Source organism: Natronococcus roseus (assembly GCF_043677095.1).
Classification (GTDB): Archaea; Halobacteriota; Halobacteria; order Halobacteriales; family Natrialbaceae; genus Natronococcus; species Natronococcus roseus.
Genome location: NZ_JBHLJR010000011.1, coordinates 32,836 through 48,155 on the forward strand (window position 1 = coordinate 32,836; position 15,320 = coordinate 48,155).

At 62.8% G+C, this 15,320-nt stretch carries 18 protein-coding genes; all 18 read left to right on the forward strand.

Annotated elements, in window-relative coordinates:
• The first annotated feature begins 1 nt into the window (after position 1).
• The 18 genes from ACFEMD_RS21625 (at position 2) to ACFEMD_RS21710 (ending at position 15,221) form a co-directional block, all read left to right on the forward strand.
• Positions 2 to 238: a hypothetical protein gene (locus ACFEMD_RS21625; protein ID WP_394743342.1), complete on the forward strand. Its 237-nt coding sequence runs from the start codon at positions 2 to 4 to the stop codon at positions 236 to 238.
• Positions 225 to 608 carry a hypothetical protein gene (locus tag ACFEMD_RS21630; RefSeq protein WP_394743343.1) on the forward strand — a complete coding sequence of 128 codons (384 nt, stop codon included), beginning with the start codon at positions 225 to 227 and terminating at the stop codon, positions 606 to 608. The genes ACFEMD_RS21625 and ACFEMD_RS21630 overlap by 14 nt, the downstream gene beginning before the upstream one ends.
• A gap of 329 nt (positions 609 to 937) precedes the next feature.
• Positions 938 to 3,115, forward strand: a complete 2,178-nt coding sequence (locus tag ACFEMD_RS21635) for a hypothetical protein (protein WP_394743344.1) — start codon at positions 938 to 940, stop codon at positions 3,113 to 3,115.
• Between the two features lie 74 nt (positions 3,116 to 3,189).
• Entirely contained in the window at positions 3,190 to 4,161 is a 972-nt protein-coding gene (locus ACFEMD_RS21640; RefSeq protein WP_394743345.1) for a hypothetical protein, read from the forward strand.
• Positions 4,162 to 4,248: 87 nt separating this feature from the next.
• Complete coding sequence (locus ACFEMD_RS21645) at positions 4,249 to 5,283, forward strand: hypothetical protein (protein ID WP_394743346.1); 1,035 nt, start codon at positions 4,249 to 4,251, stop codon at positions 5,281 to 5,283.
• Between the two features lie 72 nt (positions 5,284 to 5,355).
• Positions 5,356 to 6,051: a hypothetical protein gene (locus ACFEMD_RS21650; RefSeq protein WP_394743347.1), complete on the forward strand. Its 696-nt coding sequence runs from the start codon at positions 5,356 to 5,358 to the stop codon at positions 6,049 to 6,051.
• Positions 6,044 to 7,627: a terminase large subunit domain-containing protein gene (locus ACFEMD_RS21655; RefSeq protein ID WP_394743348.1), complete on the forward strand. Its 1,584-nt coding sequence runs from the start codon at positions 6,044 to 6,046 to the stop codon at positions 7,625 to 7,627. Before ACFEMD_RS21650 ends, ACFEMD_RS21655 begins: the two co-directional genes overlap by 8 nt.
• 169 nt (positions 7,628 to 7,796) lie before the next feature.
• Entirely contained in the window at positions 7,797 to 9,332 is a 1,536-nt protein-coding gene (locus tag ACFEMD_RS21660; RefSeq protein ID WP_394743349.1) for a hypothetical protein, read from the forward strand.
• Positions 9,333 to 9,347: 15 nt separating this feature from the next.
• A complete protein-coding gene (locus ACFEMD_RS21665; protein ID WP_394743350.1) occupies positions 9,348 to 10,304 on the forward strand; it encodes a minor capsid protein in 957 nt (318 codons plus the stop codon).
• Positions 10,301 to 11,515 (forward strand): hypothetical protein, encoded by a 1,215-nt coding sequence (locus ACFEMD_RS21670; protein ID WP_394743351.1) that lies wholly within the window; start codon positions 10,301 to 10,303, stop codon positions 11,513 to 11,515. The genes ACFEMD_RS21665 and ACFEMD_RS21670 overlap by 4 nt, the downstream gene beginning before the upstream one ends.
• 1 nt (position 11,516) lies before the next feature.
• Positions 11,517 to 11,891: a hypothetical protein gene (locus ACFEMD_RS21675; RefSeq protein ID WP_394743352.1), complete on the forward strand. Its 375-nt coding sequence runs from the start codon at positions 11,517 to 11,519 to the stop codon at positions 11,889 to 11,891.
• Between the two features lie 45 nt (positions 11,892 to 11,936).
• Entirely contained in the window at positions 11,937 to 12,791 is an 855-nt protein-coding gene (locus ACFEMD_RS21680; protein ID WP_394743353.1) for a phage major capsid protein, read from the forward strand.
• 39 nt (positions 12,792 to 12,830) lie between these two features.
• A complete protein-coding gene (locus ACFEMD_RS21685) occupies positions 12,831 to 13,214 on the forward strand; it encodes a hypothetical protein (RefSeq protein ID WP_394743354.1) in 384 nt (127 codons plus the stop codon).
• Complete coding sequence (locus ACFEMD_RS21690; RefSeq protein ID WP_394743355.1) at positions 13,211 to 13,570, forward strand: hypothetical protein; 360 nt, start codon at positions 13,211 to 13,213, stop codon at positions 13,568 to 13,570. Before ACFEMD_RS21685 ends, ACFEMD_RS21690 begins: the two co-directional genes overlap by 4 nt.
• Positions 13,567 to 13,938: a hypothetical protein gene (locus ACFEMD_RS21695; RefSeq protein ID WP_394743356.1), complete on the forward strand. Its 372-nt coding sequence runs from the start codon at positions 13,567 to 13,569 to the stop codon at positions 13,936 to 13,938. The genes ACFEMD_RS21690 and ACFEMD_RS21695 overlap by 4 nt, the downstream gene beginning before the upstream one ends.
• Positions 13,938 to 14,279, forward strand: coding sequence for an HK97-gp10 family putative phage morphogenesis protein (locus tag ACFEMD_RS21700; protein ID WP_394743357.1), 342 nt, complete (start codon positions 13,938 to 13,940; stop codon positions 14,277 to 14,279). Before ACFEMD_RS21695 ends, ACFEMD_RS21700 begins: the two co-directional genes overlap by 1 nt.
• A complete protein-coding gene (locus ACFEMD_RS21705; protein WP_394743358.1) occupies positions 14,276 to 14,707 on the forward strand; it encodes a hypothetical protein in 432 nt (143 codons plus the stop codon). The genes ACFEMD_RS21700 and ACFEMD_RS21705 overlap by 4 nt, the downstream gene beginning before the upstream one ends.
• 1 nt (position 14,708) lies before the next feature.
• Entirely contained in the window at positions 14,709 to 15,221 is a 513-nt protein-coding gene (locus ACFEMD_RS21710; protein ID WP_394743359.1) for a hypothetical protein, read from the forward strand.
• Positions 15,222 to 15,320: the final 99 nt, after the last annotated feature.

Genomic DNA, 15,320 nt, shown 5'->3' on the forward strand with positions numbered 1-15,320 from the left:
CATGGGCCGGATATACGAACGCTCCGACCGGCTGATCGACGCCTCGGGCCCGAACGAGGACATGAAACGGGCGAAACTCCTCGAGTGTCCGGCGTGTGGCGCCGACCTCGAGGATCGGATCCTCCCGGATCACCTCCTCGTCGATCACGACCCGGAGGACTTTGGCCTCTCGCCCCTGGGCGAGGAGTCGACGCCCGAACTCCGACGCTACGAGGAGGTGGCCCATGGGAGCGCATGATCACCTCACCGCCCGAGTGGTGGCCTCGAACAAGGCCTCCGACGAGGCGGTGATCGTCGAGGGGATCCCCGACGGGATCGAGGAGGAGGTCGAGCCCGACGCCCCTCCGGCCGAGGAGTCGGACCTGTACGGCCTCGAGGCGATCGCCCGGTGTCGTCACTGTTTGTGGGCCCAAAAGTCCCGCCACGGCGATCATGGAGACGAGATGTACACCGACGCGATCGGTGTTCTCGCCATGGTCTCGCGTCACCTCGAGACGGGCCACGACGTCGATGTTCGGCTCCGGAACCCGAACGTCGAACCAGCCCTCGAACTCGACAAGGATCCCGGCCCGCTTTCCTCGTTCGAGGAGGACGGGGAGGTAAAATGACGGACGTCGAGATCGTTCTCGTCGCCCTCTGTTTCATCCTCCTCCTCGAGGACCTCGTCGAGGTCGTTCGACTCCTCGTGTAGTTAGTTGTCTCGATCGCGACAACCAAGCGACATAGAAGTATCCACCGATATTTAACCCCCATGTCCCTCTCTCTGTATGCGATCTCCGCGGCGACGTCTCTCCTCTCTTACCTGAAATGGTGGCGCCGCCACCGCCGGATAGGCGGCGAGACCCGGCGGTTCTACCCGAAAGAGTAAACCGCTGATCGCTATACGAACCCCCTCACCCTCGGGAGGGCCGCGGTCCGAGGATCTCAAACACCAAACATGATCGATGCTGTAAAAGACGAGTTCCGCGAGATCGCCGAACATGTCGACGGGTACGAGTTCGGAGAGGCCGACGAGATAATCGACCTGGGCGACGATCACGAGCGACAGGGGCCGAGTGAGGGCGAGGAGTGGGTCTCCGAACACTCCGGGATCCTCGTCACGCCCGACGTCCCGTTCGACTCGGCGACGGTCCGTGTGTCGCCGTACACCGACGCCGATAAGCTGTACGTCCTCGACGACGAGAGCGGCGACGTCCTCCTCGAGCGGGAGTGTCCCGATCCCGGCGTGTGGGCCCGCCTCGATCACGAGTTCGAGGCCGGAGAGGCCGTTCGAGTCGTCGTCGACTCCGGCGGAGACTCGTTCGACCGCGGTCGCCGGGACGCCGACCTCCCGATCAGCGGCGACATGGCGACGATCTCCCACGGCGTGTACGACGGCGAGGGCGAACGGAGCGACACCTATCGGTACGCGTTCTCCCGCTTTCACGCGGGCGGAGACCGGGAGTCTGACGTCCTCGACCTGGGTTCGGCCGACGAGTCGCAAAAGCGAATGCAACACACCTCGGGTGTTCTGTTCACGCCCGACGAGACGGTCGAGGGCCTCTCGGCTCACGTCGACTCGGAGACGTTCGGCGTGTCTCGCGGCCTGATCAAGCGGCACACTCCGGCCTCCGAGGGATCGGGCGAGGTCCTCGAGGAGGTCCGGATCCGAGGCCGCTGGGTTCATTTCGAGACGGCCCTCGAGGCGGGCGAGGAGTACGAGATCCTCGCCGATAAGCGGGGCCAGCGGTTCGACCGCGGGTACCGATCGGTCGACGCCCCCGTCGCCTACGACGAGGGCCAGATAGGCGGCGGCGTGTACGGCAGCGACGGGGCGAACACCGTCGGCCGAGCGTACGTGTTCGACCGCCTCGTTCTCGAGGAGGACCGGACTCCGGCGAACACGTACGGGACCGATCACGCCGAGGTCCCCGACGACCTCGAGACCGAGATCGGGGAGCGGGAGGCCTCGACGACGATCGACGTCACCGATCACGACTCGATCGATCACGACGGAGACCTCGCCGCCGAGGTCCTCTCGTACCTCGAGGATCAGTCGACGGTCGATCACGAGATCGAGATCCCCGGCGGCCGGTACGCCTGGGATACTGAACTCCGCCTCTCGGAGGTCGAGTTCCTCCGGATCACCGGGGAGCCCGACACCGAGTTCGTCGTTCACGAACAGATCGACACGACGATCGAGATCGGGAACCGGAGCGGCGACGCCCGCCACGTCGAACTCGAGGACCTCTCGTTCAGCATCGACGGCGACGGGCCCGACGGCCACCCACTCGACTCCGGCCTCTGTCGGATCCTCGCCCGGGATAAGCTGTTCATCGACTCGATCGAGATCCTCGGAGCTCGCCACTACGGCCTCCCCGAGGCCGACGGCTCCGTCCCGGACAGTATCCGAGGCGACAAGTTCACCGTGTTCGTCGGCCTCGTCGACTCCGGCGGCGTGGGAGTCGTCGAGAACCTGTCGGTCCCACATGGGTCGGTCGAGTACACCGACTCCCAGTTCGACCACTCGATTTGCGTGTCGACCGACCCGCCCCACGAGGGCCGGATCCGGTGGTCTAACTGCTGGGTCGAGGACACTCCCGACAACGGGTTCTATCTGTCGAACTCGCCGGGGGAGAACTACCTCACGGACTCGTTCGCCCGGAACAACGGCGGAACGAACATTCGCCCCGGCACGGGCGACATGGCGATCGCCTGTTCGGTCGAAATGACTAACGGCAGCGCGCAGAACTCGACCGGAACGGGCGTGTGGCTGCAAGGCGAGGGCGCCCTCGCCCGGGCGATCTCGATCGACGCCCCCGACGGCCAGAACGACATGATCCGGGCGAACTCCTCGACGATCTCCGCTCGGTTCGAGGATATCGAGGGGTACCTCGGCGAGGACTGTCACTGTCGGGTTATGTCGCTCACCCAGGGCGACACGGATCCCTCGGAGTTCGAGGGAGTCGTGATCGACGGGTTCGAGATCACCGACGAGAGCGGAACGGACTCTCACCACGCGATTCACTGTACTCGCCCGGACGTCGAACTCCGGAACGGTACGATCGACTCGCCGAACCGCGGGACGTTCAACGACCGTTCGGCCCTCGAGGAGTCGAACGTCTCGGCCTCGTAATCGCCCGACTCGAACGGCCCTCCTCGAGTCGGGGATAGCAACACCTCGAGTTTCAGAGATACTTTCATACAATAATGACCCAGTGGATCCAAGTCACCGAAACCAAGCAGAACGGGAACCCAACTATCCGGCGGATCAAGCGTCCGGACCCCGACGAACCTATCTGGTTCACCGAGAAGGGGTACGCCGAGGTCTCGGAGAGTCTCGCCACGGACCTCTCGATGAACCTCGACGTCGTCGAGGAGGTCCCCGAGCCCGACGAACCCGGCGAGTATTTTGAGGAGGTTAACGAACAGTACGAGATCGTCGTCGAGATCAACCGGGAAAATGGCACTTTCGACGTCGTCGATGCTAACGAGGTCGACTCCGGGTCGGTACGTACAGAGGACCTACAGATCATTGACGGGGATGGGTGGACTCTCGTCAACGAGGACACTGGTGAGGAGTGGCGTTTCGCTCCCGACGGAACATTTGAGACCGATTCTCTCCATACTCGCGGATTTCGTCCCGATGAGACGTTTAGTTTCGAGAACGAAGAAGAAATAGACATCACGATTGATGTTTCTGAGGACCCCGATGTCTATTACGTCTTTGATTTCAGGGATGTAGAACTGCAAACCGATGCCGAGGAGAGTGCGGACATTAACATGGAGTTGCGGATGGGTACTCGAAACATAAGTCACGGGCACGAGAGTACAGTGATGAGAGAGGATGGAGATACTCGCCGTGATAATAACGAGGGTGGCTGGTTGCTGTTCAGGGCCTTCTACCCAAATCATGTTACTTTTTCAGGAGAGTTTGAGGTTGGTTTAGAACGGTACTCAGAAATGCCGTATGTCAAGCAAACGTCTGCTGCCGCAGCGAGAGGCGCTAATTCTGCAAACGAAGTATTGCTAAGAGGGGGTGGGCGAGATGGTGACTTGGGCTTAGACCCAATCGAGATTTGGACGGAAAACGAAATTGGAATCCCGTCATTCTCTTTCGAATTGGACGTTTATGAGTGCGAGCGAAAGACTGGCCGTGGCGAAGGCCTTCAGCACCCCTAACACATGACTATTAGACATAATCCATATGGGAATGTTGACGACTGGGACAGTGCAAAGCACGCGAAGTGTGGGCTTCACGTCCATCCGATGAAACTTGACGGCAAGAATAATATCATCGATGAGGCTCAGACAGATCGGGCCGACTGGGATTTTGTTTGGGTCGGTGATCGTGGGAATGCGACGGTCTATTGGCCGTGGACAGAATGGTCGCAGTTGAACAACAGCGGAAACGCTGACGACACTGATCCCGAGGAGTTAGGAATTATCGCAGATGCAGGTGGCGAACCACGGACACATGGCCTTGACGATAGGCCCGTACAGTACCATCATCACCTCATCACGATGTATTCGAACCTCAAGGCACCTGAAGATTATACGAAATATCCAGCATCCATAATCGAAAACATCACAGAGGATGATGGGATGGTCTACTTCGCACACCATGGGGATTACGATGAGGAGTGGGGGCGTCCACTTCGGTACTATTCGATGTTTTTCGACAGTTGGACCCCCGAGGACGGGCTTCTTGGACTCTCGGGATACACGAAATACTCTCCCGACCCACGAGAAACATCATGGGATGATTGGAGTCTCGAAGGGAGTTGGGACGCGCTACTGTCGAAATACTCACCCGACTTTGCACCTGTGTTCTTGCTCGAGGACGACTGTGACAGTTTTGACAACCAGGACTGGGACGCTGGCGCTCATCTCCGTTGGACCGAACTTATCATGGACCAAGAGGTATGGGATGGATTGGGTCATGAACGTCCACCAGAAGTAAAGGAGATGTTCAAACGTGGACAGTTCATATGCAAATATCGCACCTCTTGGGACGTTGACCCGCCTGAAGTCCATTCGATAGACGTTGATGAAAATGCTGGAACGGTCACTATTGACGCGAGTAACTATGACTCGATCGACTGGGTGTCCTACGACGGTAAAGTTGTCGAATCGGGTGATACGCTCGATTACGGAAGCACGAGCGGGGTTATCGGCTACTTCCGCGCTCGTGTTTATACTGAGGACGAACCGCTAACTGGAACGTTGACGCAGGCATTCACGATAGGCGGGGACGGCACTCGGATGGTTGGTAGTAAAGACGACTCAATTAGTACGTACTGAGGAGTTGGTAACGGTCGAATCAGTCGAACAGCAGTGAAATAAACCGCCGAAACAATATAAGAGATCAGACACATGGGAGACGATAGTACCGAGTTCCACCCCGAGGCCGACCCCGAGGCGACGGACCTCGAGGGTGACAGGCAATACGGGATATGGGGACAGTGTACCACGTCGAACCGCCACGACAAACGATGCGGCGCCCCCGCCCTCGGCCCACACGGAAAGTGCCACTATCACGGTGGGGCCACCCCGACGAAAGAGGAGAACGAGGACGTCGGGGCCCCGGAGGGCAACGGGAACGCGGCGAAACACAACCTAACCTCGGATCATAGCAAGCTGTACGACCGTCTCCGGCCGGACCTACAGGCCGAGGTCGACAAGCTGCGCGACGAAATGCTCGAGGATATCGCCGCCCGCCGAGGCCTCGATCGGGCCCCGTTCTACCTCCGACCTCCCGCCCGGCGTGTCGCTATGAACATGCTCCGAGTGACGTATTTCGCCGAAAACTGGGAGGGGGGCGACGAGGCGAACGAGAACACGGAGAACCCCCTCGTCGAGGAACGCCTCGTCGACTACGATCCGGAGCTCGGAGCGACGTACCGAAAGGGAGAGGGCGTCGCCCAGGACACGGCCCGGAAACTGTCGAACGAGAACCGACAGTGGCTAAAGGACTTTGGCCTCCTCGACTCGCCGGAGGATCGGATCGCCGACTCGACCGAGGAGGTCGGAGAGGCGATCATGGGCGCGCTAACGGATAGCTATGAGTGAGGCCTCCGCCGCCCCGGCCGTGGGCGATCTCCCGAACATGGCCGACCTGCAACCGGCAGAAATGGCGGCTGAACTCACTCGGCACTTTACCCAGCGGGCCCAGGCCGGAGACCCGACATGGCTCGAGGACGCTATCGAGGCGTACCTGGGGATCACCGTCACCGACGCCCAGGCCGAGATATGCCGCTCGATCGTCGAGAACGAAAAGACGATCGCCGTAATGGCGAACGGCCTCGGTAAATCGTACATATTGGCCGCCATTACGATCGTTTGGCTGATCATTAAGTACCCGGCCGTTTCGTTCGCCACCTCCGGGACGGAGAAAAAGATGCGGCGAACGTACTGTCGCCCGGTTGAGAACCTACACTCCCAGGCCGTCGTACCGCTCCCAGGGGAGTACAAGTCCCGTCCCGAACGGATCGAGTTCGAGGAGGAACCCGAACATTATTTCGAGGCGACGAGCCCGAAAGATGCGGGCGAACTCGAGGGCGTTCACTCGGCCTACACACTCGCCATTATCGAGGAGGCCGACAAGGAGGACATCGACGCCGACGTGATCGACTCCATGGAGTCGCTGATCACGGACGACCGCGACCGCATAATTGCGATCGCTAACCCTCCGGAAGATGAAACTAACATCGTTTACGACCTGATGAATGATCGTACCTGGAATACGGTACAAATGTCGTCGTTCGAGGCCCATAACGTACAGGTCGAACTCGGCGAGAAGGACGGCGAGAAGATCGACGGGATCTCCTCCCTCGATAAGATCAAAAAGGACTGGGAGTCGTTCAACGGCCTCGAGTGGCCCGGCGCCGAGGAGGCCCGGAACTCGTACGGGGAGCCCGGCCTCGATAAGCGGTGGTACCGACGCCGCCTCGGCCGGATCCCGCCCGACGGGGCCGACGTCCTCCGGCCGTTCGAGCGGGGCGAGGTCGAGGGCGCGTTCGTCCCTCGGGCCAGCGTTAACTACCCGAAGGACGGCCCGATCCGGGGGATCGCCTACGACGTCGCCCGGACAGGCGGAGACTCGAACGTCGTGGCGGCCGTTCACGGCGACGACATAATCGTTCACGACGAGTGGTCCGGAGTCGATCACGTCGAGAACGAGCAGACCGTGAAAAGTCTCGCGCTAATGTCGAGGAGTCTCGACGTCCCGTTCGCTATCGACGCGAACGGCGAGGGTTCGGGGGTGTCGGACTATATCGACAAGTGGTACCCGAACGTGATCAGGTTCGACGCCGGGGAGGAGGCCCTCGAGGGCGAGGAGTATTACTCCCGCTGGGGCGAGGGCCTACACCTCCTCGGCCAATTCCTCCGGAACGGGCGATACACCGATCGTCGGCTCCGGGAGGAACTCCTCGCGGCCGCTCGAGTGATCGAGTACGAGGAGAAATATTACTCCTCGAGGGAGGCCGAGGTTTGGAAGGCCACGAGTAAATCGGACCTGAAAGACTCCCTCGGCCGTTCTCCCGACGTCCTCGACGCGGCGTACATGGCCGTGTGGGCCGCGGAGGGTGAGTTCCCGACGGGTGGCCTACAACGCCGCTCCGGATCGTCGGCTGGGAAAGTGTGAACGGCCGTTCGGGGCGGGGAAGTGTCAACGCACCCTCAGACAGAATCCCCTAATAGTATTACTATAGCCGAATCTGTCTGAGGGCGAGTTGACAGGTTCAGCGGAAAACCACCACACGGCGGCGGGATAGTGACGTCGAACCTTTCGTTTCCTACCAGATAACACAAACATGCAACTACGTAACAGGATCAGCGGCGCCCTCGAATCAATGGCGTACCGCGACGACGCCGAGGATCAGGAACCCGAGGTCGAGGTATCCCACGGCTCGGCGTACTACTCGCCGGGGGACGTCGACGAGGTCCCCGTCCCCGAGGACAAGGCCGACGACTGGGAGCTATTCACCTCGACGCCGATCGTTAACGCTCCCCTGCTGCAATACTGTTCCGACGTCGTCGAACCCGGGTACCGAGTGACGGCCGACGACGACGCCACCGAGGAGTTCTTTAACGAGGAGTTCCTCCCGAACGCCGGGATTATCGGCGGCGAGCGGCACAAGGACTTTCAGCAGATCCTCTTTCAGGCGGCGATCATGCACGTCGCCACGGGCGACGCCCTCGTCGAGTGTGTCAAACGGGCCTCGAACTCCGACGAGATCACGGGGTTCATGTCGATCAAACCCCACAGTGTTCGGGCCGTCACGGAGAAAAATAAACCCGTCCTCCTCCCGCCCGACGCCACGGGAGACGGCGTTCGGGAGACGCCTCGAGGCGAGGCGGCCGCCTATCTGCAATATCACTCCGACTCGGTCCTCGGCCGTCGGGGCCACTTCTCCGACACCGACGTCGTACCCCTCTCACAGAACGACGTTATCAAGATCAGCCGGAACGTCCCGCCCGGCGAAATTTGGGGACAGTCGGCCCACCGCCCAGCCCGTGATCGGATCCGGGCCCTGAAACAAAAGCTTCGGGATAACGATCGGGCGATTCAAACCAAGGCGTACGGTATTTGGTCCGTCGCCTTTCAGCGGGACCTTTTCGAGGTCGACGATCCCAACACCGACGACATTTTCATCGAGTGGGACGAGGGTGAACAGAAAAAGTTCATCCAGAACAAGGTCGGCCGGGACATGGGCCCGGGCGACATTATCGGCCACGACGGAACGATCGAGTTCCAAAAGTTCGAGGGCGAGGTCGCCCAGGGCCTCCTCGAGTTCGTCGAGATCGATATCAAGCTGATCATTTCGGCCCTCCCCACCCCCTTATATGCGGTGGGGTTCGAGGAGAACGTAAATCAGTTCGTCGTCGAACGGCAGGAACGACGGTACCACAAGAAGGTATCCGACCTCCGCCGGACCCTCGAGGCGGCGTTCCTCCCGGCCCTCGAGACGGTCGCCGAACAGAGGGAGGGCCTCTCCCCCGAGGGCCTCGACCTCTCGATCGAGGCCGACGAGGAGGAGTCTCCGATCCTCTCCCTCGACGAGGAGGAGATCGAGAAATTGCAGAACTTCGCCTCGGCTCTGGCGGAGATTTACGGGAGCGGGAACGTCCCGTCGTACCTCGACGACGAGATCGTCGCCGACCTCGTGTTACAGCTACCCGAGGAGGCCACCCAGGGCCTCGAGGTCGACCCGGCGGAGGAACTCGACATGGCCGGGGCCTCCGACATGATCGGCGACGAACCCGTCGAGGAGGACACGCCACCCGACGGAGGCGGTGACGGCGGCGAGGCGGGCGAGGGCGGCGACGAGAGCGACGGCGGAGAGTAACGAGGCCCACACACCATGTCGACCGACCCGACAAGCACGGCGACGCTGAGAGGCAACTACGCCGGACACCTCCGCGGGTACTACGACGCGTTCATCCGAGCGGTGAACGTGTCGATCAAAGAGAACGACGCCCTGGGTCTCGGGGCCGAGTCGATGGGACAGTCGACTCTCGAGAAATACGGGATCGAGCCGTTCTCGAACCGGACGAACCTCGAGTCGAACCGGGAGAAACACGACGAGTTCATGTCGTGGCTCCGGAACCAGCAGGATAGCGGGGCCGTCGAGGTGATCTCCCGGGAGGAGAACACGTACATCCGGTCGGCGTACGAGTCGGGTCTCCGGGACGCACACGGCCACCTAACGGACGCTGGGATCGATCCTCTCATCGATCCGGGCGACATGGGGGACGCGTTCAACGCCCCGCTACACCAGGATACTCTCGAGTTGATGTACTCGAGGAACTACGAGGGCCTGCAAGGGATCGACGAGGCCGTCGATCGGGAGGTCTCCCGAGTTCTCACCGAGGGCCTGCAAGAAGGAAAGAACCCCCGCGACCTCTCCCGGACCGTCACCGATCGGGTCGACTCGATCGGGAGGACACGGGCGGGAACCCTCGCCCAGACCGAGGTGATCCGGACCCACGGCGAGGCCGCGTTAAACTCGTACGAACGTAACGGGATCGAGGAGGTCGAGGGCGTCGCCGAGTTCCGCCACGCCGGAGACGATCGGGTGTGTGATCGGTGTCGGGATATCGGCGGGACCCGCTACGAGATCGAGGAGGCCCGCGGCGTGATCCCCGTACACCCACGGTGCCGGTGTACGTTCGTCCCGATCACCTCGGGGACGCCGTCGGCCGAGTCTCTGGCGGCGTACCGTCGCCCGACACCGGCCGAAAAGGTCCGGGACGGGTTCACGGCCTCGAGCCCGGCAAAGGTCCGGCAGCAGTACGCGAGCAACCAGCTAACAGTATGACACTCGACCCACAGAACGCGGAGTTTACCGACAAGGTGGGGTTCGCCGCCATGTCGGCCTCGAACTCCGGAGGAGAGGAGTATAGCGACGGGGGAGGCCCCTGGACAGTACACGGCGTGGCGATCGGTGACGGCGACGTCACGAACGGAAAGACCCGAGAGGGTGAGGAGGACCCGTCGTATTGGCCCGGCGAGGTCCTCGAGGAGTCGGCCGACGACCTCGTCGGTCGGTACATCGTCGATGATCGGGATCACGACGACCTCGACTCCCTCGAACCCCCGGCCCGCGCTATCGCGGGGGAGATCACCGACGCGGCGTACGTCGAGGACGTCGGCCTCGTGTACGAGGGGGAGGTCGACGATCCCGAGATCGCCCAGCAGGCCGACCGCGGCCGGATCGACGTCTCCCCGGCCGTGTTCCGTCAGCGGGGCGAGTACGACGAGGAGATCGGGGCGCGGCCTGTCGAGGCCGTCGCCCATTGGCGCGACATTGCAGCCGTCGCCAATGGGGCCGCGCCCAGCAACGAGATCGCAACGGGGACCGCCGAGGCGCTATCGGCGGAGGCCCTCGAGGCGACGTTCGACGGGGGGGATGACGGGCCTGCGGCCCCGACCACCCCGGCCGGACAGGACGCAAACGGAGACGCAAACGCAAGCGCAAACGGAAACACAAACATGGATCTCACCGAAACCGAGGAAAATCTGATCCGAGAAGCACGGACCTACAACGACCCCGCTATCGTACCGGCCGGGGCCGAGTCGCTGGCCGAGGAGGCCGTCGAGTACGACGAACCCGCCCTCGTCGAGGGCGCGGAACTCGAGGCCCTCGAGGCCGACGTCGAGGAGATCGAGGACATGTTCGCCGAGGCCCTCGCCGAACAGAAGGACCTCCGCCGGGAGACCGCCGAGGCCCTGTCCCTCGACGCCATGATCGGCGAGTTCGAGAACGAGGAGGGTGAGTTCGAGCCCGAGGCCCTTATGGCCCAGGAACCAGAGGGCAACGGCGGCGAGGACGTCGACTCCGACCTCGACGACGAGGAGGAGGACGAACCCGAACTCGACACCGAGGACGCCGAGGAGATCGAGTCGATGCTGAACCGCGCGGACACCATGGAGTCGGTCGCCCCCGATCACGCCGACTCCCTCCGCGCCGAGGCCATGGAGCGCGCCGACGCCGACTCGGTCGAGGAAATTGAAATGGAGGTACTCTAACATGCCAAAGCCCCCAGGTTTCACGATCTACGCGAACAGTACCGAGGTAAAGCGCGACACCGCCGAGGACGCCGATATCGAGGCGGGCGATCCCGTCACGGCGAACGACGACGAGGAGGTCGAGGTCGCCGGAGAGGGCGACGACCTTACCGGTGTCGCCGGGAACGACACCCTTCGAGAGGATAACGAGCGGGTCGTGATCGACGGCGCCGTGATCGCCTCGGTCGCACCGGACACGCCCGCCGGAGTCGACCTCGCCCCCGGGGCCGACGGCCTCGAGGAGGGCGACGGCAGCGCACACTCGCTTTCCGAGGAGGGCGGCGAGTACAAGGGCGCGGATATCGAGGACGGTTTCGCCGCCGTCTCTGTCAACTAAGCGGACGCTTCGGCCCTCCAACCAGCGGATTCTAACTGATTCACCATGCCAGAAACTGACGTTAACTACGACGGAGTACCGACTGCAAACGACGTTCAGGCCCTCATCGAGGAGAACACCGAGGACCTGTACCAGTTCCGTAACGCGTTCCGAGAGGACACCGAGGCCTCGAACCGCGACGGCGACGGGATCGAGTACCCCGAGTCGGGCGACTTTGAGGGCGAACTCGTCGAGATCGAGAAGGGTTCGGAGTACCCCCGCGCAAAGCTCGACTACGAGGGTACCGCGGCCACCCACACCAAGTACGGTTTCGAGGCCCCGATCGCCGACGAGGACGTTAAGGACTCCAAGGTGAACATCGTCCTCGAGAACCAGACGGAAATGGCGCGGGAGGAGGAACGCCGCCTCGACTCGATCGCGTTCAACGTCCTCGAGGCGAACGCGGATAACCCCGAGGTCGGGGACTCGGAGGAACCGCTGAACTACTACGCCGGAGTCGACGCCTACACGACCCTCGCGGATCACGGGTACGACACCGGCAACATCGTTACGTTCGTCTCGCCGGGGGCGTGGGGCGACATGGCAAAGAGTGGCGAGTTCGTCACCGAGACGGAACGGTTCGCCGAGGAACTCCGTTCGACCGGCCCCGACCTGGGCGAGATCATGGGCCAGCCCGCCATGCTCACGAACACGGGAGCCCTCGGCCCACACGAGGCTCTTATGGTCGACACCTCCTCGTTCGGCTGGGAGTCGATCCGAGACGAGTTCGGTGTCTCCTCGTACCGAGAGGAGAGTAAGGACCAAGAAGTGTACAAGCTGTCGGGCCGCGCGGACTGGGTCCCGACCGACGGGCAGGCCGCCGTCCCGATCGCCGGGGGCGCCGACACCGGCGGCGCTTAAGGCGAACTAACCGCTCCGATTTCTTTCATAATCCAAACTATGACTGACCGAACCAGCGACACGACAGTCGACGCCGTCCGACGGTACTCCGACGTCGCCGAGGACCTCGACGACGACGAGGTCGAGGAGTTCATCGACGACGCCGAGACCGAGGCCCTACTGCACAACGACGAGGACGACTTTCAGAACGACGTTCACCTCGACCTCCTCGTTCGCTATCAGGCGGCGTACATGATCGACTCGCGGCCCGAACAGGCCGTCGAGAGTCTCGAACAGCAGTCGCGTTCGGTCGATTTTGACACGGAGCGGGATCTTTCCGAACTCGTCTCGAAAATCAAGAAGTACGACCCGAGTGGCGAAATGGTCCCGGGCCTGAACCGGATCTCGGCGGGAGTCGTCGGAACGGGGGCGATCGGAGAGTGACGTACACCCTCGCCCACCGGACCGTTTCCCAGGGGACACTCACCCACGGCGGGGAGCGGTTCGAGATCGTCTCCGGAGTCGTCGAGACCGACGACCACGACAAGGCCCTCGAGTTGGCCGAGAGAGCGGATCTCGTTCCGCGCGGCCTGTCCCCCTCGGAGGAGGAGAACTCCGACGAGGCGGCCCAGCAGGACCCGGAGATCCCCGAGGAGTGGTCGACCCTCCGATCGATCGCCTCGTCGGATCGGATCCCAGGCCTGAACGGGAACTCCTCGAGGGAGGAGATCGTCGAGGCGATCATGGCCCTCCCACCGGGGGAGGCGAACGAGATCGTCGCCGAGTACTCCGACCCATGAACGCTACGATCAACACCTCCGAGCGGCGCCTGATCAGGGCGGCGGAGCTCCGCCCGGCCCTGGCGATCACGGCCCGCGACTATCCGTCGGTCGAGGATCAGGGAGTCGACACGCCCCGGGACGTCGATCGGTGGGTCGACCGGGCCCACACTCTCCGGCGGCGGGTCGAGGAGGAGGAGTTCTCGGTCGAGAGGTGTCGACAGGTCGAGTGGTACCTCGCCCTTCATTTCGGCCTCGTCGCCCTCGAACCTATCGACACTATGACTCCCCGGGACGTTCCGGGCGGGTACCTCACCGAGTTTTTCACGAGGGCCTCGGGGCGGGCCCCTCGTCTCCGTAAGCTCGGGGCGAGGGCGGGGGCCGAGTAATGGCTGGGGCCTCCCTCCGCGGGATCGGGTCCCTCGTCTCGACGACGACGATGCTACGGGAGAAATGGACCTCCCAGGGTTCGGTAGTGTACACGGTCGGTTCGAGCGCCGAGTACTCCGTGTATGTCGAGTTCGGGACCTCGACCCAGGGCGCCCAGCCGTACCTCCGCCCGGCCGTTCAGCGGGTACAGTCCCGCCTCGCCTCGATCGCCTCGGAGGCCGCGGGGATCGAGGAGTTCGTTAAGGTGGCGGCCCACGAGATCGAGAGGATCGCAAAAGAGGAGGTCCCCGTCGACACCGGGAACCTCCGAGCGTCAATCAGGGTGAACCGCGTTCAATGAGTAAGATCGGCAGCATGATCGAGGAGGTCGACGGCGGGTTCGAGGAGTGGCTCGAGGACACTCTCGCCGTTCGGAACTACACCGACGAGGCCGACGGCGGGGAGGGTCGGAACGAGTACGGGAACCCCACCTCCGGCGACGACGCCGGGCCGACTCTCGACTCCCTCGAGGAGTTCACCGGACAGGTCGAACCGGCCCGTCAGCCGACGTACTACAAGCGGTCGTACGGGTTCGACTCCGAGGTGAACGCCGAGATACTGATCGACGACGACGCCCCCGTCGGGGTGGCCGACGAGGGCCGCGAGTACCCGACGGAGATCGAGGGTCCCGACGGTACGATCTACCGGACGGTTCACACCGAAGACGAGGGCAACGGCCGCGTTCGGGTGTTCGTCGAGATCGTCTCCGAGGCGAGGGCCACCGAGTAACATGCAACGAGACCCTACAACTATCGTACGACAGGCGATCGACGACGGCCTCGGTCACCGCCTCGAGGAGACCGACCTCGCCGAGGCCCCAGTGGTTCGGGCCGGGGCGTACGGTCGGTACGAGGAGAGGCCTATCGTCACCCTCCCGACGTCGAACGACGAGATCCTCGGGGCCGGCAACACGGGTGTCTCCGCCCTGAACCCCGAGGACGGCTCGAGTGTTCAGCGGATCATGGGCGACGTGTATGTCGACGTCGTCGCCGGGACCTGGGCCGACTGCAAGGACCTCGGCGAGGACGGCGAGGACCTCGACCCGAACGCCGTACGCTGGCAACTCTCCGAGGTGGCGAAAGACGCCGTCGCCGCCACCCAGCCCGGAGACCTCCGCTCCCTCGAACCGATCGGGGGACAGGATCTCCTCGACGACGACGAGGGCGGAGACGACGGGTCGGAGGAACCCGTGTTCCGCCACCAATTCAGGGCGCGGTTTATTCGACGCGAGAACCGCGGTTAACTTTCCGATCGGAGGAGGAAAGTGTCAACGTACCCTCAGACAGAATCCCCTAATAGTATTACTATAGCCGATTCTGTCCAATGGCGAGTTGGTAGGTTC